General features: G+C 58.6%; 24 protein-coding genes and 1 tRNA gene. 3 read left to right on the top strand and 22 right to left on the bottom strand.

The genetic code is table 11. The features are described from left to right. The first annotated feature begins 180 nt into the window (after positions 1–180). Positions 181–669 (top strand): RDD family protein, encoded by a 489-nt coding sequence (locus tag TU75_RS25725; protein ID WP_060550499.1) that lies wholly within the window; start codon positions 181–183, stop codon positions 667–669. A gap of 6 nt (positions 670–675) precedes the next feature. On the opposite strand, the gene nadA is transcribed toward TU75_RS25725, so the two are convergent. From nadA to TU75_RS25630, 19 genes are all read right to left on the bottom strand, one after another. Continuing rightward, positions 676–1734, bottom strand: a complete 1059-nt coding sequence (gene nadA, locus TU75_RS25720) for a quinolinate synthase NadA (RefSeq protein WP_015372841.1) — start codon at positions 1732–1734, stop codon at positions 676–678. 221 nt (positions 1735–1955) lie between these two features. Then, positions 1956–3518: a lactate dehydrogenase gene (locus tag TU75_RS25715; protein WP_231981914.1), complete on the bottom strand. Its 1563-nt coding sequence runs from the start codon at positions 3516–3518 to the stop codon at positions 1956–1958. 150 nt (positions 3519–3668) lie between these two features. Beyond that, positions 3669–3744, bottom strand: a tRNA-Lys gene (locus TU75_RS25710). Positions 3745–3855: 111 nt separating this feature from the next. Further along, a complete protein-coding gene (gene queE / locus TU75_RS25705) occupies positions 3856–4503 on the bottom strand; it encodes a 7-carboxy-7-deazaguanine synthase QueE (RefSeq protein WP_003237699.1) in 648 nt (215 codons plus the stop codon). Positions 4504–4667: 164 nt separating this feature from the next. Then, positions 4668–5501, bottom strand: coding sequence for a tol-pal system protein YbgF (ybgF, locus tag TU75_RS25700; RefSeq protein WP_003237697.1), 834 nt, complete (start codon positions 5499–5501; stop codon positions 4668–4670). A 6-nt stretch (positions 5502–5507) separates the two neighbouring features. Beyond that, on the bottom strand, positions 5508–6008 hold the full coding sequence (pal, locus tag TU75_RS25695) for a peptidoglycan-associated lipoprotein Pal (protein ID WP_003209827.1): 501 nt from the start codon (positions 6006–6008) through the stop codon (positions 5508–5510). Positions 6009–6067: 59 nt separating this feature from the next. Next, a complete protein-coding gene (tolB, locus tag TU75_RS25690; RefSeq protein WP_032871425.1) occupies positions 6068–7348 on the bottom strand; it encodes a Tol-Pal system beta propeller repeat protein TolB in 1281 nt (426 codons plus the stop codon). 17 nt (positions 7349–7365) lie between these two features. Beyond that, complete coding sequence (gene tolA, locus TU75_RS25685) at positions 7366–8439, bottom strand: cell envelope integrity protein TolA (RefSeq protein ID WP_060550498.1); 1074 nt, start codon at positions 8437–8439, stop codon at positions 7366–7368. Continuing rightward, entirely contained in the window at positions 8439–8891 is a 453-nt protein-coding gene (gene tolR, locus TU75_RS25680; RefSeq protein ID WP_162276129.1) for a protein TolR, read from the bottom strand. Before tolR ends, tolA begins: the two co-directional genes overlap by 1 nt. A 23-nt stretch (positions 8892–8914) precedes the next feature. Then, positions 8915–9610, bottom strand: a complete 696-nt coding sequence (tolQ, locus tag TU75_RS25675; protein WP_003237690.1) for a protein TolQ — start codon at positions 9608–9610, stop codon at positions 8915–8917. A 1-nt stretch (position 9611) separates the two neighbouring features. Further along, the gene (gene ybgC / locus TU75_RS25670; protein WP_003237688.1) at positions 9612–10067 is read right to left on the bottom strand and encodes a tol-pal system-associated acyl-CoA thioesterase; all 456 of its coding nucleotides are present in this window, start codon (positions 10065–10067) and stop codon (positions 9612–9614) included. A 150-nt stretch (positions 10068–10217) separates the two neighbouring features. Continuing rightward, complete coding sequence (ruvB, locus tag TU75_RS25665; RefSeq protein WP_003237685.1) at positions 10218–11276, bottom strand: Holliday junction branch migration DNA helicase RuvB; 1059 nt, start codon at positions 11274–11276, stop codon at positions 10218–10220. Next, positions 11277–11888 carry a Holliday junction branch migration protein RuvA gene (gene ruvA / locus TU75_RS25660; protein ID WP_003175802.1) on the bottom strand — a complete coding sequence of 204 codons (612 nt, stop codon included), beginning with the start codon at positions 11886–11888 and terminating at the stop codon, positions 11277–11279. A gap of 63 nt (positions 11889–11951) precedes the next feature. Then, on the bottom strand, positions 11952–12476 hold the full coding sequence (ruvC, locus tag TU75_RS25655) for a crossover junction endodeoxyribonuclease RuvC (protein ID WP_003237683.1): 525 nt from the start codon (positions 12474–12476) through the stop codon (positions 11952–11954). Positions 12477–12640: 164 nt separating this feature from the next. Beyond that, the gene (locus TU75_RS25650; protein WP_060550497.1) at positions 12641–13387 is read right to left on the bottom strand and encodes a YebC/PmpR family DNA-binding transcriptional regulator; all 747 of its coding nucleotides are present in this window, start codon (positions 13385–13387) and stop codon (positions 12641–12643) included. Between the two features lie 136 nt (positions 13388–13523). Next, positions 13524–15299, bottom strand: a complete 1776-nt coding sequence (gene aspS / locus TU75_RS25645; protein ID WP_032871421.1) for an aspartate--tRNA ligase — start codon at positions 15297–15299, stop codon at positions 13524–13526. 107 nt (positions 15300–15406) lie between these two features. Beyond that, a complete protein-coding gene (locus TU75_RS25640) occupies positions 15407–15628 on the bottom strand; it encodes an FmdB family zinc ribbon protein (RefSeq protein ID WP_003237677.1) in 222 nt (73 codons plus the stop codon). A gap of 171 nt (positions 15629–15799) precedes the next feature. Next, the gene (locus TU75_RS25635; protein WP_032871418.1) at positions 15800–16141 is read right to left on the bottom strand and encodes a ribbon-helix-helix domain-containing protein; all 342 of its coding nucleotides are present in this window, start codon (positions 16139–16141) and stop codon (positions 15800–15802) included. Positions 16142–16321: 180 nt separating this feature from the next. Beyond that, on the bottom strand, positions 16322–16795 hold the full coding sequence (locus TU75_RS25630; RefSeq protein WP_003193874.1) for a Dps family protein: 474 nt from the start codon (positions 16793–16795) through the stop codon (positions 16322–16324). A 326-nt stretch (positions 16796–17121) separates the two neighbouring features. Between TU75_RS25630 and TU75_RS28360 the strand changes: the two genes are divergently transcribed. Continuing rightward, positions 17122–17724, top strand: coding sequence for a cold-shock protein (locus TU75_RS28360; RefSeq protein WP_003237673.1), 603 nt, complete (start codon positions 17122–17124; stop codon positions 17722–17724). A 72-nt stretch (positions 17725–17796) separates the two neighbouring features. On the opposite strand, the gene TU75_RS25620 is transcribed toward TU75_RS28360, so the two are convergent. Then, a complete protein-coding gene (locus tag TU75_RS25620) occupies positions 17797–18003 on the bottom strand; it encodes a SlyX family protein (RefSeq protein WP_003237671.1) in 207 nt (68 codons plus the stop codon). Positions 18004–18006: 3 nt separating this feature from the next. Then, on the bottom strand, positions 18007–18432 hold the full coding sequence (locus TU75_RS25615) for an HIT domain-containing protein (protein WP_003237669.1): 426 nt from the start codon (positions 18430–18432) through the stop codon (positions 18007–18009). 745 nt (positions 18433–19177) lie between these two features. On the opposite strand from TU75_RS25615, the gene TU75_RS25610 reads away from it, so the two are divergent. Continuing rightward, positions 19178–20473, top strand: coding sequence for an OprD family porin (locus tag TU75_RS25610; RefSeq protein WP_003237667.1), 1296 nt, complete (start codon positions 19178–19180; stop codon positions 20471–20473). A 92-nt stretch (positions 20474–20565) separates the two neighbouring features. Here TU75_RS25610 and TU75_RS25605 read toward each other — a convergent pair. After that, positions 20566–20685, bottom strand: a 120-nt coding sequence (locus TU75_RS25605) for a transposase (RefSeq protein WP_211263080.1), incomplete at its 5' end; no start/stop codon positions are given.

The raw sequence follows: 20685 nt of genomic DNA, 5'->3' as shown, positions 1-20685 counted from the left end.
AAAAAGGAAGGAAAGTATTAATATCGCGCATAAGAACGCCGGTTTGGTAGATGTGTTTGCTCGCACGAACATCATCAATCAAATCGGCGTTCTTGTTTCTGTGTTTCCCGGGATTCCGTGAAGAACCTTTTTTATGGGCGCGATTCCGTAAACTGCGTATTTTCGTGCGAGAGCCCTGCCATGGCCACCCCCCTGCTGAGCCCTCAGGGCGCGTTCCCCGCTGCCAGCCTGGGTCGTCGCCTTGCAGCGATGCTTTATGACGCGTTGTTGTGTACCGCGCTGCTGATCGTCACCGCCTTTATCTACAAGCTGGTGTGGATCGCCTTCGTGGGTGAAGCACACATGCGCACCCTCACCGAATCCGGCACGCTGGACGGTGACCCAATACTGTCGACCCTCCTGCTGTTTGTGCTGTTCGGCTTCTTTGCCACGTTCTGGACTCACTCCGGGCAGACCCTGGGCATGCAGGTCTGGGGCGTGCGCGTGCAAAACGCCGACGGCTCGCGTATCAGCCTGTGGCAAGCGCTGCTGCGCTTTATGGTGTCGATTGCATCGTGGCTGTGCGTGGGGCTCGGGTTTGTGTGGTCATTGTTCGATAAGCACAAACGCTGCTGGCATGACATCTACTCGGATACGCAGCTGGTGCGAATCGCGCAGCAGAAAAAATAACCCTCATCAGGCATTGCCTGCCAGCTTGAGACGCGCAGCCTGGGTGAAATCCAGCATGCGCTTGAGCGGGCGCACCGCATGCGGGATTACTGACGGCTCGACGAATATCTCGTTACTGCCCTCACGCAGGCATTGCAACGTGCGCTCCAGGGTGTTCATCGCCATCCATGGGCAGTGCGCGCAACTGCGGCATGCGGCGCCGTTACCGGCGGTGGGCGCTTCGACAAACACCTTGTCCGGGCACAGCTGCTGCATCTTGTAGAAGATGCCGCGATCCGTCGCCACGATGAAGGTCTTGTTCGGCAGGCGCTGCGCGGCGGCGATCAGTTGGCTGGTGGAACCCACCGCATCCGCCAGTTCGATCACGGCGGTAGGCGACTCGGGGTGCACCAGGATGGCAGCGTCCGGGTACAGCGCTTTCATGTCTTCGAGCTGCTTGGACTTGAACTCTTCGTGGACGATGCAGGCACCGTCCCACAGCAGCATGTCGGCACCAGTCTGGCGCTGAATATAGGTGCCCAGATGCTTGTCCGGGCCCCAGATGATGGTCTCGCCGTTGTCCATCAGGCTCTCGACAATTTCCAGCGCACAACTGGAAGTCACCACCCAGTCGGCCCGGGCCTTGACCGCCGCCGAGGTGTTGGCATACACCACCACGGTGCGCTCGGGATGCTGGTCGCAGAACGCCGAAAACTCATCCACCGGGCAGCCAAGGTCCAGGGAGCAGGTGGCTTCCAGGGTCGGCATGAGGATGCGTTTTTCAGGGGTAAGGATCTTCGCGGTCTCGCCCATGAAGCGCACGCCGGCCACCAGTACGGTTTTGGCCGGATGGGCCGCGCCGAAGCGGGCCATTTCCAGGGAATCGGAGACACAGCCACCGGTTTCTTCGGCCAGGGCCTGAATCACTGGATCGCAGTAAAAGTGGGCAACCAGCACCGCGTCCTGAGCGTTGAGCTCGGCGGCGATGGCAACGCGCAGGCCGGCTTCTTCTTCGGCGCTGAGGGCCTTGGGCTGCTTGGCGTCGAGATGGGCTTGAACCAGTAGGCGTTCGGAAATGTGCGTCATATTCGCAAGACCTGCAGGCGCAGTTGCGCGAAAGTCGAGTGTACCACCGGCTCTGGAGCCCTTCGGGCGCCGCCGGACGAAGTGATTGTATTCATCAAGCACGGGTGAAGCTGCGCAAGGCTACAGAATATCGAATGGATTCAAAAGCCTAATCTGGGGCTGGCGTGCGTATCTGCCGGGCAAAAAACAGGAAAACCGGTTTTCTGTTTTTAAGGACACTGTCAGCGCGACAGTGCGCAGGGATCTTCCTGCAGCAGCACAGCAGCATGCATAGTTGTCAGTGCCTCCTTGAGCGTGGACTCCTCCAGCGCCTGCCTGGACTTAGTGCTTTCCCTTGCGGCGTGCTCCAGCAACGCCACGTAGTCATGCCTGGCCGAGGCGTGCCGGGGCACAAACGTCTCATCGACCTGCTTGCCCATCACGTATTTTTGCGTCCGGGTATCCTCGCTCGCGGACTGCGAGACAGAGGCATGGGTCAGCATGCCTTCCTTATACCCCAAGTGAGTCGAACTGCTGGCCTTGTCCTCGACCTGCACATACAGGTAATTCTGCGATTCGGCCGTGGTGCCAAGCGCCGGGTTTCTTGCGCCGGTCAGATCCTTGTGGAAACTGGCGGACAGGCTCGATTGCTGATACTGGGTCACAGTGCGATCCAACGTGCTGCTGCCGCCCACGCGGGTGTTCTGCGCCACGTCGTAGGCAAAGCTGTCGACTTCGGACGGACGCATTGGATTGGAAGCCTCGCGGGTCTGCTTGATCGACGCCTTGAAGTCGGCCAGGCCGCTCAGCAGGCGCTGGTCCGCCGCACTGCGGGTCAGCGCCTCGGGTGCGGCGCCGCCCTGAGGGTAATGGCTGTTCATGGCGCTGAACGCGTCCTTGAGCATGTCCATCAACGGTGCCTTGGCATTGCCTCGCTCCTGCACTCGATCAAACTGCGCCAGGTAGCTTTCCAGCGCTTTGGCCTGTTGTTGAGCTTCGCCAAGGATGGCCGCGTTTTTCAGGTCCACCGCCAGACTCAACTCGCCGTCCGCCCCGCTCATGCGGGTAGTGCGGCTCTGATTGTCGGCGTGAAACGCAAGGGTCTGCTGCTGGGCGTTCGCTAACTCCAACTTGGCGTCAAGGTCGACGGACGCCAATATTTTGGAGTCGAAACGGGTCAGGCCGCCCAGGTCGAGCTTGGGCGGCACAGCGGTGAGCCCGTCGACCGCTGCCTGGAAGGCGCTGCTCAATTGACCGACGGCCTTGAGCTCATCGTCGCTCAAGGTGCCGCCATCCACAGTGGCCTGAACGCCCAGGCCATCGCTCTGGCTGGATAAACTGAAGGTGATGGTCTTGCCGCTGGCGGTCTTGATGTTGAGGCTGACCAGATTGTCGGCCTTGCTGTGCAACAGCGCCTGACTGAGCTTGAGCTCGCCAGCATTGTCTGCGCCTGCGTAGCGTACCGACTGGGAAATATCCGTATCGCCCTCGGCAAACTGTGCCATCAAACTTTCGCCCAGGCCTTTGAAGCGGTTGGCAATGGATAATGCGTTGAAGTTGGTATTGATCGCCTTGCTCAGGGTGTCATGACTGTCACTTTCCCAAGCCAGCACCGGCGCCTGGCCGGGCAGTTGCCCACGCGGAGAGTAGGTGTTGGAGAGTGTGTCGGATGCCACGTTGCCCAGGCTGACGACGGATGAAGGTCGATCGGCAACAGGGGTATCGCGTGGCTGGGCGGCAAGTGGTTGACCCGGAGGACGCAGAATCTGGACGAGGCTGGAGCTGAGGGGTGAAAGCGTAGTCATGACGATCCCTGTCGTGAGTTGAGCAGCCTCCAATTTAATCAAGACGGGGAGCGATTGACAGTGGGTTTACTTTGAGTTTTCAAGCACGCAAAAAAAAACCCGGAAATCCTCACTTTCGTGGGCCTTCCGGATTTTCTAAACCGCCAAATATGGTGGGTCGTGTGGGATTCGAACCTACGACCAATTGGTTAAAAGCCAACTGCTCTACCAACTGAGCTAACGACCCGCTGTGTGGTGGCGCGTATAATACTGATTTCTAAGGATTATTCAACACCTTATTTGAAATAAATCAGAAATACCGCGTTGCATCTGCAATTGTCGCCGTTTTCAGGCCCTCTCAGCGGCCAGGCTCGTCGTTCCACAGGTACTTGTGCAACTGCAATTGCAGACGCACCGGCAGGTTGTCCGCCACCACCCAGTCTGCCAGGTCGCGGGCGTTCAGGTCGTGATGGCTAGGGGAGAACAGCACCTCGCCAGCGCGACGGTCCAGGCCATATTGGATCAGCTTGGAGTTGGCCCAGTCATAGTCTTCGCGGGAACAGATGACGAACTTGACCTGATCGTTGGCCGTCAGCAAATCCAGGTTCTCGTAGAGGTTACGATGTACTTCCCTGGAGCCCGGTGTTTTGAGGTCGACCACACGGCTTACACGCGGATCAACAGCCGAGATATCCAACGCACCACTGGTTTCCAGAGACACCTCATAACCGGCATCGCACAACTGCTTGAGCAAGGGAATGGCATTGGGTTGGGCCAGGGGCTCGCCGCCCGTCACACAGACATAGCGCGGCCGATAGCTGGCAACCTGTTCGAGAATGTCGTCAAGGGTACGCACAGTGCCGCCACTGAAGGCGTAAGCGCTGTCGCAGTACTGGCAACGCAACGGGCAACCAGTGAGGCGCACAAAAACCGTGGGCAGGCCGGCGGTTCGCGTTTCACCCTGCAACGAGTAAAAAACTTCGGTAATACGTAATGTGTCTTGCATAGTCGCCACGGGCGTAACAGCTAAACAGGCTGTCCGCCTCCGTCAGGCACTTCAAGGGGTTGCGCCAATGCGCCGACCCCAAAAAGCGGGTGTCATAAAAGGGCGTGGAGTCTAACGAAAAAACCCGCGCCAGGCGCGGGTTTCTTCTAAACGGGCTGCATGGCTTACAAGCGCTGCAAGTCCCGCTGGGCCAACTGTGCAGCTGAAGTACCCGGATATTGGGCCACTACTTGCTGCAGAATGCCTTTGACCTTGTCGGTATGACCCAGGCGGCGCTCCACGTCAGCGAGTTTGTACAGCGAATCCGGCACCTTGGCGTGCTTGGGGTACAGCTGGCTGACCTTGGCAAACGCCTGGCCGGCACCTTGCAGATCACCCTTGGCCAGGTTGACCTCACCCAACCAGTATTGGGCATTGCCCGCGTACTGGCTGTTTGGGTATTTGCGCAGGAAAGCGGCAAATGCCTGGCTGGCCTTGTCAAAATCCTTGGCCTTGATCAGGTCGAAGGCTGCATCGTAATACAGTTTTTCCTTCGCCGGATCGCCCGGTTCGCTGCTCGCGGCAGGGGCCTGGCTAGCGGCCGCCCCTGCTGCTGCACCACCGGCAGCGGCGCTTGGCGCGCCACCGGCAGAAGAATTATCAGGAGTAGCGGCAGGTGTTACGCCGGCTCCAATACGTCGATCAAGATCCTGGTAACGCTCCAGGCCTTCTTGCTTGAGCTGATTCACTTGATTCTGCAGAACTTCAATGGTGCCTTGTTGCTGCGCCAGTTGATCCTGCATGCGTTGCAACTGATTGAACAGTTCGCCCTGTGCCGAAGGGGCGGACGTCGCCGCCCCCCCGGCATAGGCGCCGTTCGTGCCATAACCCGCTGGCGGATAGCTGCTCCCGCTATTGTTATAGCCTGAGTTGCTGTCCGTTACAGGAACCGCAGCCCACACCGCAAGCGGTGCGAGGCTGAGAGCCAATACAGTTAGAGCACGACGGCACGTTCGCATGACGAATTACTTACGCAGTTCGACGCGACGGTTTTGAGCCCAGGACTGCTCGTCGTGGCCAGTAGCAACTGGACGCTCTTTACCGTAGGAAACCAGTTCCAGTTGGCCTGGAGCAACACCTTGCAGTACCAGGTAGCGCTGAACGGCTTTCGCACGACGCTCGCCCAGTGCCATGTTGTACTCACGAGTACCACGTTCGTCGGTGTTACCTTCCAGAACAACGCGAGCGCCGTTAGCTTTCAGGTCCTTGGCGTGAACGTCCAGAGCGCGCATGGCTTCTGGTTTCAGGTCCGAACTGTCGTATTCGAAGTAGAAAGTGGTGATAGCGCGCAGAGCAGCTTCTTCGCTCAGGGAGCCATCAACTGCACCTGTGTTAGCGCCGTAACCAGCGTTTGGATCAACAGCTGCGCCTTCACCGGCGTTGTCGCCGCCTTTGGACGAGCAACCAACGGCTACGGACAGAGCCAGAGCCAGAGCAGCAAACTTACCAAACTTCAGCATTTCCATCGTGAAACTCCTAATGAACCCCAGTGTGTTAAGCAAATCTCTTTTTTTGTAGCGCCGCGTCAGTTCAGGTAAGGGGACCAGGATGGTTCTCTGACTTCGCCTTGTGCGGTAGGAAGCGGGAGCCTTACGCGTCCATTAATGGACACGAGCATCAAGACTCCCCGGCCCTGCTGGCGGGTGGCGTAGATTACCATGGTGCCGTTGGGCGCAACAGTGGCTGACTCATCAAGGTTGGTATCTGTAAGGATTTTTACGGTTCCGCGCTGCAAATCCTGGGCCGCAACCCGGAAATTAGTGAAACCATCCTGACGGTGAATCATTACCAACGTCTTTTCATCGGCCGAAAGCTTCGGATTGGCATTGTAGTTGCCAATGAAGGTTACGCGTTCCGCACCACCACCACCCACGCTTGTTTTATAGATCTGTGGCTTGCCGCCCCGATCGGAGGTGAAGTAGATGGTCGAACCATCCTTGCCCCAGAACGGTTCAGTGTTGATGCCAGGACCGCTGGTCACGCGACTGATCTGGCGCGACGCCATGTTCATCACGTAGATATCCGGGTTGCCGTCCTTGGACAGCACGAATGCCAGGCGCGAACCATCCGGCGACCAGGCCGGTGCACCATTGAGGCCTTCGAAGTTGGTGATCTGCTCACGACGTCCTGTATCGATGTGCTGGACGAAGATGCGCGGGCGCTTCTGTTCGAACGACACATAGGCAATACGCTTGCCATCCGGCGCAAAACGCGGCGACAGGATCGGCTCACGCGATTGCAGCAGGGTCACGGCACGTGCACCGTCGTAATCCGAGCGCTGCAGCGTGTAACGGGTGTTGTCGACCGAAAAACGCTCCGCCGTGACATACAACAGGCGCGTGGAGAACGCCCCTTTGATGCCGGTGAGCTTTTCAAACGACTGGTCCGAGATGTAGTGGGCCATGTCACGCAGTTGCTCGGCGGTCCCCGACACGCTGCCGGTCAAGACCTGCTGCTCGGTGGCAACGTTGAACAACGTGTATTGGATCTGCAGGCGACCGCCGGCCGGCGTGATGCTGCCGACCATCAGGTACTGCGCGCCCACGGCTTTCCAGTCACGGAAGCTGACTTCGCTGGCCTGGGTCGGCTGGCTGATCATGTTGCCTTTTGGAATCGGTGCGTAGTAACCGGAGTTGCGCAGGTCGTCGCTGACGATCTGTGCCATGTCATCCGGCAGCACGCTGCCGCCCTGCCAGCCAAACGGTACTACTGCGATCGGGGTGGCCCGATCACTGCCGCTGGTTACCAGGATGTTCTTTTCATCCGCCGCCGCTATCCCTGCCATACAGCAAATAACGACAAGCATTCCTCGAAGAAGGTTTCTCACAAGGCTAGATCCTCAGGTGTGAATGTCATCTTGAATGAACGATAGGGAGCGAAGTCGCTTGGTTTCATTCCCTGCATCTCGGTCAACCGGCCAATGTTCTTGACCGCGGCAACCGCCGAACTGTCGAACGAACCGTCACCACTGGACTTGGCCACGCTGACCGAAGTCACCGTACCGTCCGGCAACATGCCGATCTGCAGCACTACTGTCATGCCTTTACGTGCCGAAGGTGGACGTGTCCAGCCTTCTGCTGCCCGTGCCCGAATCAGGTCATCGAAACTGCCCGCTACTTCATCACCACGCTCATCGGCCAAGGCTTGCTGACGCTGCGGCGTGTCGGAGAGCAAATCTGCCAAGGCCTGAGCCTTTTTCTCTTCGGCGGATTTACGCGCTGCTTCCTGGGCCTTTTTCTTGGTGGCATCGGCGGCAGCTTTCTTCTTCGCGTCGTCGGCGACTTTCTTCTTCGCCTCGTCTGCTTCAGCTTTTTTCTTGGCGTCTTCGGCGGCTTTCTTCTTCGCGTCTTCGACTATCTTCTTCTTGGCTTCTTCAGCGGCCTTTTTCTTGGCCTCTTCTTCAGCAGCTTTTTTCGCTTCTTCTTCAGATTTCTTCTTGGCTATATCAGCCAATTGTTTCTCGTCGGCTTTTTTAGCTTCGGCAGCCTTGTCGGCCTTTTTGGCTTCATCAGCCTTTTTGGCCTCGTCGGCCTTCTTCGCTTCGTCAGCCTTTTTCGATTCCTCGGCCTTTTGAGCCGCCTCTTCTTTCTTTTGTTCCGCAGCCGCCTTCACCGCTTCCTGCTCGACCTTCTTCTGTTCCATCTGCTCGACTTCGGTCTGGCGCGCGGCCGACTTCTGGGCCTCACCCGCAATCTTCTGATTGGTTTGGGTGGTGGCCTGACTTTTCGATTTCAGTTGATACAGGGTCGCCTGCACGATCGGCTTGGCCGGCGGCAGGTCCGGGGTCATGGCAAAGCTGACGAACAGCATGCCGAACACCAGAACGTGCAGGGCTATTGCCCACACGCCAGGCCAGAAGAAGCTTTCCGAGGCGGACGGCTCTCGCTGTTGCTGCATCAGGGCGCCTCGGTGATCAGGCCAACGTTACCGACGCCGGCCTTCTGCAGCCCGCCCATGGCGCCCATGACGGAGCCGTAGTCGACCGATTTGTCGCCGCGAATGAAGACCTGGGTGTGCTTGCCGCCTTCGTTGCCGGAGCGAATGATCTTGGTCACCGCATCGGTCATCGCCGGCAGGGTCAGGGCCTTGTCTTGCTGTTTCTGAGTGTCGACTTCGCTGCCAAGGTTCCAGTAATAGGTCTTGTCGGACTTGATCGAAATGGTCAGCACCTGCGTGTTGTTGTCCTGCGGCAAGGCTTCACTGGAAACCTTGGGCAGATCAACCTTCACGCCCTGGTTGAGCATCGGCGCAGTCACCATGAAAATTACCAGCAGCACCAGCATCACGTCGATGTAGGGCACTACGTTCATCTCGGCGACCGGCTTGCGCTTTTTGCGCGCTCGAGCGATTAAAGCCATTGGGAATTACCTGCTTATTCTTCGCTGGTGTGCACTTTACGGTGCAGGATCGCCTGGAATTCATCGGCGAAGGTGTAGTAACGGCCGATCAGCGTTTCGCTGGTGGCAGCAAAACGGTTGTAGGCAATCACTGCCGGGATCGCCGCGAACAGGCCAATCGCGGTGGCGATCAGGGCTTCGGCGATACCCGGGGCCACGGTGGCCAGGGTCGCTTGCTGGGCCTGGGCCAGACCGCGGAACGAGTTCATGATGCCCCACACGGTGCCGAACAGACCGATGTATGGGCTGACGGAACCCACGGTGGCCAAAAACGGCAAGCTTTGTTCAAGCTTCTCTTCTTCACGGGAAATGGCGACACGCATGGCACGCGCCACGCCTTCCATCACGGCTTCCGGGTCCACGCCAGGCTGCTGACGCAGACGGGAGAATTCCTTGAAACCGGCACGGAAGATCTGCTCCACGCCCGAATCCGGGTCCGGATTGCTGCCGGCCTGGCGGTACAGCTTGGACAGGTCGATACCCGACCAGAAGCGCTCCTCGAAGCTCTCCAGGGCACGTCGACCGGCACGCAGCATGTTGCTGCGCTGGAAAATCATGACCCAAGAGGTAACCGATGCGGCTACCAGGGTCAGCATGACCAGTTGAACCACAACACTGGCATTGCTGACCAGGCTCCACATGGAGGAATGGTCGACGACGGTAGGTTCCACGCTAAATCTCCTGCTCTGATTGTTTACCCGCGCCGCTCACGGCGGCAAAGGCCGCACGTAGAGTTTCGGGAATGGCCCGAGGTTTCAAACTGTTGGTGCGCACACACGCCACCAGAAACTGCCCCTCACAGAGCAGCGTTGCATCCGTTGCCCGCCTGACCTGCTGCTTGAAACGCAGGCTGGCACGGTTCAATTCGATTACTTGCGCACTGACCAGCAACTCATCGTCCAATCGCGCAGGTGAGTGGTAACGCGCCTCGCTGGAATGCACGACGAATAACAGGTCCTCCCCTGCCAGCTGGGATTGGGCAAAGCCCAGCTCCCGTAGCCGCTCGGTTCGAGCCCGCTCCATGAACTTGAGGTAATTGACGTAATACACGATGCCGCCGGCATCGGTGTCCTCGTAATAAACGCGACAGCGATGTACGAACGACTGATCCCCGTTTTGCGCGCGCATACTCTAGTGCTTACTCCTCAGGTTGCCAATCCGGCCCGCCACTGTTTTTTCATTCCTGTTCTTCATCCTGAAGAATATTTACAACGTCTGAATGACGACGCCAGACACTGGGACAGCACAAACATCAGATAAATCGTGCGGCGCAAGCTTTTAATCGTCCACTGCATCGAGGAATTCGTCTACCACGGGCATCTCGCCCAATCGTGACGGAATATTTAGCCCGAAGTGCAGATAAGCATGACGCGTCACCACCCTGCCCCTCGGCGTGCGCATGATGTAGCCCTGCTGGATAAGGTACGGCTCCAACACATCCTCGATGGTATGACGCTCCTCGCTGATGGCCGCGGCAAGGCTGTCCACCCCTACCGGGCCACCGTCGAACTTCTCGATCATGGTCAACAGCAGGCGCCGATCCTGGTGATCGAAGCCGTGCTCGTCCACATCCAGCAGGTTCAGCGCCAGGTCCGCCACGGCCTTGGTGATATGCCCCTTGGCGCGCACCTCGGCAAAGTCGCGCACGCGGCGTAGCAGACGGTTGGCGATACGCGGCGTGCCGCGAGCCCGGCGGGCGATTTCAAACGCACCCTCAGGGTCCAGCGGCAGGCCGAGAATGCCTGCCGAGCGCATCACAATCGTCGCAAGGTCGGCCGTGCTGTAGAACTCCAGACGCTGAACGATACCGAAACGGTCGCGCAGCGGGTTGGTCAGCATGCCGGCACGGGTGGTCGCACCCACCAGGGTAAAGGGCGGCAGGTCGAGCTTGATCGAACGGGCAGCCGGGCCCTCGCCGATCATGATGTCGAGCTGGAAGTCCTCCATGGCCGGGTACAGCACTTCCTCGACAATCGGCGACAACCGGTGAATCTCGTCGATAAACAGCACGTCATGGGGTTCAAGGTTGGTCAGCAGCGCTGCCAGGTCGCCGGGACGCTCCAGCACCGGGCCGGAGGTGGACTTGATCGACACGCCCATTTCATTGGCGATGATCATGGCCAGAGTGGTTTTACCCAGCCCCGGCGGGCCGAAGATCAAGGTGTGGTCCAGGGACTCGCTGCGCCCGCGCGCGGCCTGGATGAACAGTTCCATCTGCTCGCGCACGGTGGGCTGGCCGATGTAGTCGGCCAGACTCAGCGGGCGGATGGCGCGATCCTGAACTTCTTCACGGTCGCGCGGGCCAGTGGCCGCAATCAGACGATCAGCTTCAATCACTTAAATCATTCCCTTCAGGGCTCGGCGGATCATGTCTTCGCTGCTCAGGTTCTTGTCCTTGATGGCCGATACCGCCTTGCTGGCCTCCTGCGGCTTGTAGCCCAGGGAAATCAGCGCACTGACTGCATCGCTTTCGGCGCTGGCGACCTGGCCTGCCGGCATGTCCGGCTGGTTCGGCACCAGCGCGAACATGCTCGGCACGACTTCCCAGGCCTTGAAGCGGTCCTTGAGTTCCACCAGCAGGCGCTCAGCGGTCTTCTTGCCCACCCCCGGCACCTTGGTCAGCGCCGAGGTGTCCTGGGCCGATACTGCACGTACCAGCTCATCCACTTCCAGGCTGGACATCAACGCCAGCGCCAGTTTCGGCCCTACGCCATTCAAACGAATCAGTTCACGAAAAAAGTCGCGGTCGCGCTTGCCGATGAAACCATAGAGCAATTGCGCGTCTTCGCGCACCACCAGATGAGTGTGCAGCGTAATCGGCTCGCCGACCGACGGTAGGCGGTACAAGGTGGTCATGGGCACTTCAAGCTCATACCCAAGCCCGTTTACATCCAGAATCAGGTGCGGCGGCTGTTTCTCAGCCAGGGTGCCGCGCAAGCGTCCAATCACGGTTCGGATCCTTAAAAAGCATAGGGTCAGATAGGCGCCTGACCGGAAATAACGCTGATGCTATCAGAGACGCAGGCGCCCGCCACGACTGCGTGCCGTGCCAAGCCCGTGGGGCAATAGACTGGATCGAGTGTGCGCATGGCAAATGGCAATGGCCAGGGCGTCGGAGGCGTCGATCTGCGGCTTGGCCGTGAGTTTGAGCATGTGCATCACCATCATCTGCACCTGCTCTTTATTGGCACCACCCGTGCCGACCACGGCCTGCTTGACCTGGGTCGCGGTGTATTCGGCGATCTCCATGCCCTCCTCGGCCCCCGCCACGATGGCGGCGCCACGGGCCTGACCAAGCTTGAGCGCGGAGTCGGCATTCTTGGCCATGAACACTTTCTCGATGCCCATAGTAACCGGGCCATAGGTCTGGATCACTTCACGCACGCCGCGATAGACAATTTGCAGACGCTCGGCCAACTCGCCCGCGCCGGTGCGGATGCAACCCGATGCCACATAAACGCAGCCACGCGGAGTATGTTGCACCACACCAAAACCGGTGATGCGCGAACCGGGGTCGATACCAAGGATTAAAGTCATAGCGCCTGCGGGTTGGATTTACAACGGTATGTGCCAGGCACACATTTGTGTAACAGCCCTTGTGGGAGCTGGCTTGCCTGCGATGCGGACACCTCGGTGCTTCTGTCAAATCGAGGTGATGCTATCGCAGGCAAGCCAGCTCCCACAGTGGATGTTCATCGTTCTCAAGTGAGCTGTTCGGCGACCGACTCAGGGATGTCGGCATTCGAATACACATTCTGCACATCATCCAGGTCTTCAAGCATGTCCAGCAGCTTCAGCACCTTCTGCGCACCGTCCAGGTCCAGCTCGGCGCTTGTGGTCGGCAGCATCACGATTTCTGCGTCAGCGCCCTTGAAGCCCGCCGCCTCCAGCGCAGTGCGCACGGCATAGAAGCTGGCGAAGGAGGTGAAGACATCGATGGAACCGTCTTCGTTGGTCACCACGTCGTCGGCATCGGCCTCCATTGCAGCTTCGATCAGTGCATCTTCATCCACACCCGGCGCAAAGGATATCTGGCCCTTGCGCTCGAACAGGTAGGCCACCGAACCGTCGGTACCCAGATTGCCCCCGCACTTGCTGAACGCATGGCGCACGGCAGCGGCGGTACGGTTGCGGTTATCGGTCATGCACTCGACCATCACCGCCACGCCGCCCGGGCCGTAGCCTTCGTAGGTCAGTTCGACCATGTCGTCGGTATCGGCAGCTCCGGCGCCACGGGCCACGGCGCGGTCGATGATGTCGCGGCTCATGTTGGCGCCCAGCGCCTTGTCCAGCGCCAGGCGCAGGCGCGGGTTGGAGCCCGGATCGCCGCCTCCTTGGCGAGCAGCGACGGTCAGCTCACGGATCCACTTGGTGAAAATCTTGCCTTTCTTGGCATCCTGACGCTCTTTGCGGTGCTTGATGTTCGCCCACTTGGAATGGCCAGCCATAACACAACTCCAAAAATTCTCTAGAAACCTTATCAATCACGCTTCTGGCGCAATACAACCCTTGTAACGCAAAGGCGCATCCGAAGATGCGCCTTTTTTGACTGCGTAAACTTCAGTGCGCTTGCACGCAGCAGCCTTACTCAGCCTTCGGCGTCTCGCGCAGACGAATGTGCAATTCGCGCAGTGCCTTGGCATCCACCACACCCGGCGCCTGGGTCATGACGTCTGCAGCGCTCTGGGTTTTCGGGAAGGCGATCACTTCACGAATCGACTGGGCACCGGTCATCAGCATCACCAGGCGGTCCAGACCGAAGGCCAGGCCACCGTGGGGCGGCGCGCCGTACTTGAGGGCGTCGAGCAGGAAGCCGAACTTCTCTTCCTGTTCCGCTTCGTTGATGCCCAGCAGACGGAACACCGCTTGCTGCATCTCCTTGCGGTGGATACGGATCGAACCGCCACCCAACTCGGTGCCGTTCAATACCATGTCGTAGGCACGGGACAAGGCGCCTGCCGGGTTGGCTTCCAGCTCGGCCGGCGAGCACTTGGGCGCGGTGAACGGGTGATGCAAGGCGCTGAAGCTGCCGTCGTCGTTCTCTTCGAACATCGGGAAGTCAACGACCCACATCGGGGCCCATTCGCAGGTCAGCAGGTTCAGGTCGTGACCGAGCTTGATACGCAATGCGCCCAAGGCTTCGCTGACGATCTTGGCCTTGTCGGCACCGAAGAACACGATGTCGCCATCGACGGCACCGACGCGGTCCAGAATCGCGTTGAGGTTGTCCATCGGAATGTTTTTCACGATAGGCGATTGCAGACCATCAACACCGTTGGCGCGCTCGTTGACCTTGATGTACGCCAAGCCCTTGGCACCGTAGATGCCGACGAACTTGGTGTAGTCGTCGATCTGCTTGCGCGGCATGCTCGCGCCGCCAGGCACACGCAGCGCGGCGATGCGGCATTTAGGGTCATTGGCCGGGCCGCTGAACACCTTGAAGTCGACTTCCTTGAGCTGATCGGCCACGTCCACCAGTTCCAGCGGGTTGCGCAGGTCCGGCTTGTCGGAACCGTAGCGGCGCATGGCTTCTTCGAAGGTCATGTGCGGGAACTCGCCGAACTCCAGGTCCAGCACTTCCTTGAACAGGTTGCGGATCATCTGCTCGGTCAGGCCCATGATCTCTTTCTCATCGAGGAAGCTGGTCTCGATGTCGATCTGGGTGAACTCGGGCTGACGGTCGGCGCGCAGGTCTTCGTCACGGAAGCATTTGGCGATCTGGTAGTAACGGTCGAAGCCGGCCACCATCAGCAGTTGCTTGAACAGCTGCGGCGACTGCGGCAGGGCAAAGAACGAACCGGCGTGGGTACGGCTGGGCACCAGGTAGTCACGCGCGCCTTCCGGGGTGGCCCGGGTGAGGATCGGCGTTTCGACGTCGAGGAAGCCGTTTTCGTCGAGGAAGCGACGGATGCTGGTGGTCATGCGCGAACGCAGACGCAGCTTCTCGGCCATTTCCGGGCGACGCAGGTCAAGGAAGCGGTAGCGCAGGCGAGTTTCTTCGCCCACGTCGGAATATTCATTGAGCGGGAACGGCGGGGTTTCCGACTCGTTCAGCACTTCGAGTTCATAGCCCAGCACTTCGATGCCGCCGGACGCCATGTTCTTGTTCACGGCACCGGCCGGACGCAGGCGTACCTTGCCGGTGATCTTCACGACGTATTCGCTGCGCACGCGATCGGCGGCGGCGAAGCTCTCGGCGCGATCCGGGTCGAACACCACCTGGGCCAGACCATCACGATCACGGATATCGAGGAAGATCACCCCGCCGTGGTCGCGGCGACGGTGAACCCATCCGCAAAGGGTGATTTCCTGACCTTCCAGGGTCTCGTTCAATTGGCCGCAATAGTGGCTGCGCATCATGGTCGTGGTTTCACTTCTCGTAATTCGAAATTCGGTGGAGGCCTGCCTCGTCACCGCACATTAAAGCAGGGGACGGATAATGCAGGAGCCTGCGCGTAGAGTTCAACTCAGTCTGCCTTGTCGCCGCCCGCCAGGTTCTTCTTGGCGCCGGTCTTGAAATCGGTCTCGTACCAACCGTTTCCGCTGAGGCGGAAGCCTGGCATGGACATCATTTTTTTCAATTCAGGTGCCTGGCAGGCTGGGCAATCGACCAACGGCGCGGCGCTGATCTTTTGAATGGCTTCCAACTGATGACCACAGGAAGCGCATTGATAGTCGTACATGGGCATTGGGATGTCTCGGCGGTCAAAACCTAATGCGCCACGCCCAGCCCTTGTGCATAAAGCCCGGCATGCGCAGCAAAGCGCGGGATTATATCTGGTAAATCGAGGCAGCGCAGCCGGCATTCTCCCCATGCGCCGACCCGCCTGAATGGCGGGCCGGTGCAAGGCACGCACGAACTATCCTGAGCAGGAGGGGGTGACGCAGCCGTTCAATACATGCACCACGCACACCACCCTCACCAGACCGCTGAAGTTCTTCACGCCGCCGTAGCGCAAATGCACTTCCCGATCGACATAGGACAACAGCGCGCTGACCGAGCAGGTATTGATCCTGGCAATTTCCGTGAGGATATTCCAATAGATCTGTTCGAGCCGCAGGCAGGTGGAAAACCCGTTGAGCCTCACTGACCGCGACAATGGCTTGGCCAGCCCCATATCGAACCCTTTTGCAAACGGGTCGACCTTTATCTTGTGAAAACCAGGGGTTTCCATCACTCCATTACCGAATCCACGTGACATACACCTGACACTCCATTGCCAAACAGCAGTCCATGGGACTTCCCATTGGACAGTGGCTCTATAAAACAGCAGGGCGCGGGAGGCAGCCAGAAGACGGGACGTAGATGGGCGTAGGACAACGCCAGGAAGTGCGTGGAAACACGCAGGTGGCGCCAGCACGGCGCCACCGGTGTACGACGTTTACTGATTTTCGAGCAGGGAACGCAGCATCCACGCGGTTTTCTCGTGCACCTGCATGCGCTGGGTCAACAGGTCTGCCGTCGGCTCATCGCTGACTTTGTCGAGCAACGGGAAAATGCCACGAGCCGTACGCGTGACGGCTTCCTGGCCTGCGACCAACTGCTTGATCATCTCCTCGGCGCTGGGCACACCCTCTTCTTCCTTGATCGAGGACAGGCGAGCGTAGATCGAGTAGGCGCCCGGCGCCGGGAAACCCAGGGCGCGGATACGCTCGGCAATGGAATCCACCGCCAGCGCCAGCTCGTTGTACTGCTCTTCAAACATCAAGTGCAGCGTGCGAAACATGGGGCCGGTGACGTTCCAATGGAAATTGTGGGTCTTCAGATACAGTACGTAGGTATCGGACAGCAGCCGTGAAAGACCGTCGACGATGGATTTACGATCTTCTTCACTGATACCAATATCGATTGCCATGTGTTTCCCCTTCAATTGACGAGTATTCGTTGATCAAATGAACGGCCACTCTAGCAAGAAATGCCTGAGCGCCGCTCGAAAAGCCTGCATCCGTCTAGCACAAGCGTTTGATGCAGAAATGCCGTGCTACCCGCAAGCCCCCGACAGGCTTGATTTGAGTAGGCACAGCCTTTGCTGTTAAATAGGCGCCGTGTGGCTGCCGTTCATCTGTGCGGCACGTCACATAGGCTGATCCCCGCGCACGTGCTCAACGCCTCCCATTGTTCAGAAGCGAACCGTGCCAGTCAGCTCTTCCTCGTGATCCGTCTTAAAGTGAGTTAATCAAAATGTTGAAAATCGTCCACCTGCTAACGGGCGTTGCAGCGTTGCTGCTGTCCTTTATCCCGAGCCTGCAGCCTGAAAGCCTGCCCTACCTGCAACAGCATGATGCTCTGTACCTGGCCTTGTTCGGCCTGCTCAACCTGACGCTCGCACCGGTAGTGCCTTACTGGAACAAAGGCACGCGTCATCAACTGCAAAACCTGGTCAGCGCACTGCTGGTGCTGGCTGTTGTCGTGCAAACCCTCACCCTCCTGGCCCCCATGCCTGAAGTCGGCGGCCACCCGGCCATCCTGCTCAGCCTGGTCATCGCTGTGGTCGCCATCGTTCTTCACCTGGCCATCAGCTTCTACCGTTCGTCCCCAGCGGCCGCGTCGCAAAATTACGACATGACCAACCGGGATACCGGGACCGTCAAGTGGTTCAATACCTCCAAGGGCTTCGGCTTTATTTCCCGCGATTCGGGCGATGATATTTTCGTCCACTTCCGGGCCATCCGTGGCGAAGGCCATCGCGTTCTGGTCGAAGGCCAGCGTGTGGAATTCTCGGTAATGAACCGCGACAAAGGCCTGCAAGCCGAAGATGTGATCGCCGCGCTGCCGCGTCGCTGATTCACAAGCCTTCGCAGCAAAAAAAACCGCGATCCGGCATTGGCCGGGTCGCGGTTTTTTATTGCATGCCCATTAATAGTGAGGCGGCGGTGCCTCTTCTTCGGATGATTCGAACTGGCCGCCCATTTCTTCCTGGCGCTTGAGCAGGGCAGCTATCTGCAGTTGCAGGCGCTCGACGGCGCGTTGCTGGCTGACCAGGATGTCGTTGAGGGTCTCGATGGTGTCGTCCTGGAAGGCCAGGCGGCTTTCCAGGTCGGTGACGCGGTCTTGCAGGTCCATGATTCAGTCCTGGGTGAAGATGAAGTCGGCAGGCAGCAGGTCGCGCAGCCGCGCACGAATGGCCGTCACTTGCTCAGGTGTGTAAGGGAGCGCCGGATGTTTGCCCCAAACCGGCGCGGGCCAGGCGGCGTCATCACGCTTGCGCACGATGACGTGCACATGCAGCTGGCTGACGACATTACCCAATGCGCCAATGTTCATCTTGTCGGCGCCAAGGCCCTCATTCAGCAATTGCGCCAGGGCTGTGGTTTCCTGCCACAGCACCTGCTGGTCAGCGACATCCAGCTGAAACACTTCACTGATACCGTCGATACGCGGCACCAGAATGAACCAGGGGTAGTTCGAGTCATTGGACAGCAGTAGCCGGCACAGCGGGAAATCCCCGAGGGTCAGCGTGTCTTGTTGCAGGCGTTGATCCAGTGCGAACACCGCAGGCACTCCATTGAACAGGTCAGGTTTTGCGCGCCAGCATACCTTCGATTGCGCAAGGCTTCACGGCGAATGCGGGAAGGCGGCGGCGCAGGACGGTAAAAAACACGCACCCTTTCGAGGCAAGCCCGGATGCGAGCTACGCTGGAACGGGCCTCCACAGGACGCACCAAAATGGTCCGCCTGTGCTTCAAAGAGATCCACCGAGTACCCACTCGTTGGGGTGAACCGGTAACGTTTTGCCACGATTCGGGTTTCGTGTAACGCACAACGCGGGCGAGCGATGCGCACTTGGCCCAAGCCAAACCGCCCAAGAAGCCCGTCTTTATGCAGCGTTTACAGGCTTTTCACCTTTTTCACGAAAAAATGACATTCGATCACCGGTTTGTGCACGCTTGTTGCAAGCTCCTGCCTATCGTCGGCAACGACACCCTTGGATGCGGGTGTTTCGCGATAAGAACAGCAGCGATTCAATGCGCATCAGGGAAGGGTTCAAACTTTGAACCGGTTTGAAGGAAGACAGTATTGAAGTTGTCAGCCCAGTTACAGTTGGACTGTGAATTTGCGACAGGGAGCTAGCGATTTACGACAGCCTCGTAAAGAAGCTGAAAGGAAAGTTGGGTAAGTATCGTCAATAGAGTCTGCGTGATATAACTTTGCGCCGACACAAAAAAGAAAGAGCCGCCCAGATAAAAATACAGGTGGGACGGCAGTACTCTTCCTAAAACCAAAGGAGCAAATCACGATGCGCGTGATGAAGTGGAGCATGATGGCCCTCGCTGTTTCAGCAGGCACCTCGCAGTTCGCAATGGCGTCCGCCCAGGACGATTCCAAGGGCTTTATTGAAGACAGTACAGCCAGCATCCTGACTCGTACGCTGTACTTCAGCCGTGACTTCCGTAACAACGACACCGGCCAAAGCCGTCGTGAAGAAACCGGCCTGGGTTTCCATGGCCTGTTCAGCTCGGGTTACACCCAAGGCACCGTCGGTGTTGGTGTGGACGTGATTGGCTTGATGGGTCTGAAACTCGATAGCGGCAAGGGCCGCGCCAACACCGGCATGTTCCCTAACGGCTCTGATGGCCGTGCGCAGGATGAGTTCTCCAAAGCCGGCGCTGCGGTTAAATTCCGCATTTCCAACACCGTGCTCAAAGTGGGCGATCAATACACCACCGCGCCTGTATTCGCCTCCGATGACAGCCGTTTGCTGCCGGAACTGCCGCAAGGCATCTCCATAACCAGCAACGAAATCAAGGATCTGAAGCTGGAAGCCGGTCACTTCACCTCGATCGTTGCCCAGGACCAGACCTACAAGGACAGTATCTCCAGCGCCGAGCCTGGCTCGAGCCGCGGCCTGCGCGACGCCAACTTCGTCGGCGGCGTGTACGCCTGGACCCCTGAAGTCACCACAAGCCTCTACTACTCGAAAGTGGAAGACTACTGGCGCAAGCTTTACGCCAACGTTAACTGGACCCATGCACTCAGTGATGACCAGTCCGTGGCTGTTGACTTCAACATCTACGACACCAAGAGCGAAGGCGCAGGCCTGGTACGGGCCGACAAAGACGGCACCACCAAGCTCGACAACCGCGCGTTCAGCTTGCAGGGCGCGTACACCATTGGTGCTCACACCTTCACTCTGGCAGCCCAGAAAGTCAGCGGCGACGGTCAATACGGCTACGGCGTAGACGGCGGTGGCACGATTTTCCTGGCCAACTCCGTTGCCCGTTCCGACTTCAACGCTGAAGACGAACGGTCCTTCCAGGCTCGCTACGACCTCAACATGGCGACCTTCGGCATTCCGGGTCTGAGCTTCATGACACGCTACGTAACAGGCAGCGGCGCCAACACCAACCTCACCAGCAACGGTAAGGAATGGGAACGCGATATCGAAGCCAAATACGTCGTTCAGAGCGGCCCAGCCAAAAACCTGAGCCTGCGTGTACGTCAAGCAACTTATCGCTCCTCTGACAACGTTTATGGTTCGCCATCGCTTGATGAGCTGCGTCTGATCGCGCAATACCCGTTGAACATCCTGTAATCAGCTGCTCGATTACAACGATGGCTTAAGGTCTGGGCCTTAAACAAAAAAGCCGCTCTCCTGTATCAGGGGAGCGGCTTTTTTATGGTTCTTCACGGATTACCGGGAAAGACGTTCTTGATCTTCATGAAAAAGAATTCGCTATCCCGGTAACCGTACGCCATCCGCTTGATGACCTTTATTCGATTGTTTATTCCTTCCAACTGACCCGT

This window comes from Pseudomonas poae (assembly GCF_001439785.1).
Taxonomy (GTDB): Bacteria; Pseudomonadota; Gammaproteobacteria; order Pseudomonadales; family Pseudomonadaceae; genus Aquipseudomonas; species Aquipseudomonas poae.
The sequence above is the reverse complement of the archived record's forward strand: the minus strand, read 5'-3'. Positions and strand labels throughout refer to the sequence as shown.

Coding starts and splice junctions, on each gene's coding strand:
- TU75_RS25725 (WP_060550499.1), top strand. CDS start 181: ATGGCCACCCCCCTGCTGAGCCCTCAGGGCGCGTTCCCCGCTGCCAGC.
- nadA (WP_015372841.1), bottom strand. CDS start 1,734: ATGACGCACATTTCCGAACGCCTACTGGTTCAAGCCCATCTCGACGCC.
- TU75_RS25715 (WP_231981914.1), bottom strand. CDS start 3,518: ATGACTACGCTTTCACCCCTCAGCTCCAGCCTCGTCCAGATTCTGCGT.
- queE (WP_003237699.1), bottom strand. CDS start 4,503: ATGCAAGACACATTACGTATTACCGAAGTTTTTTACTCGTTGCAGGGT.
- ybgF (WP_003237697.1), bottom strand. CDS start 5,501: ATGCGAACGTGCCGTCGTGCTCTAACTGTATTGGCTCTCAGCCTCGCA.
- pal (WP_003209827.1), bottom strand. CDS start 6,008: ATGGAAATGCTGAAGTTTGGTAAGTTTGCTGCTCTGGCTCTGGCTCTG.
- tolB (WP_032871425.1), bottom strand. CDS start 7,348: ATGCTTGTCGTTATTTGCTGTATGGCAGGGATAGCGGCGGCGGATGAA.
- tolA (WP_060550498.1), bottom strand. CDS start 8,439: ATGCAGCAACAGCGAGAGCCGTCCGCCTCGGAAAGCTTCTTCTGGCCT.
- ybgC (WP_003237688.1), bottom strand. CDS start 10,067: ATGCGCGCGCAAAACGGGGATCAGTCGTTCGTACATCGCTGTCGCGTT.
- ruvC (WP_003237683.1), bottom strand. CDS start 12,476: ATGACTTTAATCCTTGGTATCGACCCCGGTTCGCGCATCACCGGTTTT.
- TU75_RS25650 (WP_060550497.1), bottom strand. CDS start 13,387: ATGGCTGGCCATTCCAAGTGGGCGAACATCAAGCACCGCAAAGAGCGT.
- aspS (WP_032871421.1), bottom strand. CDS start 15,299: ATGATGCGCAGCCACTATTGCGGCCAATTGAACGAGACCCTGGAAGGT.
- TU75_RS25640 (WP_003237677.1), bottom strand. CDS start 15,628: ATGCCCATGTACGACTATCAATGCGCTTCCTGTGGTCATCAGTTGGAA.
- TU75_RS25635 (WP_032871418.1), bottom strand. CDS start 16,141: ATGTCACGTGGATTCGGTAATGGAGTGATGGAAACCCCTGGTTTTCAC.
- TU75_RS25630 (WP_003193874.1), bottom strand. CDS start 16,795: ATGGCAATCGATATTGGTATCAGTGAAGAAGATCGTAAATCCATCGTC.
- TU75_RS28360 (WP_003237673.1), top strand. CDS start 17,122: ATGTTGAAAATCGTCCACCTGCTAACGGGCGTTGCAGCGTTGCTGCTG.
- TU75_RS25620 (WP_003237671.1), bottom strand. CDS start 18,003: ATGGACCTGCAAGACCGCGTCACCGACCTGGAAAGCCGCCTGGCCTTC.
- TU75_RS25610 (WP_003237667.1), top strand. CDS start 19,178: ATGCGCGTGATGAAGTGGAGCATGATGGCCCTCGCTGTTTCAGCAGGC.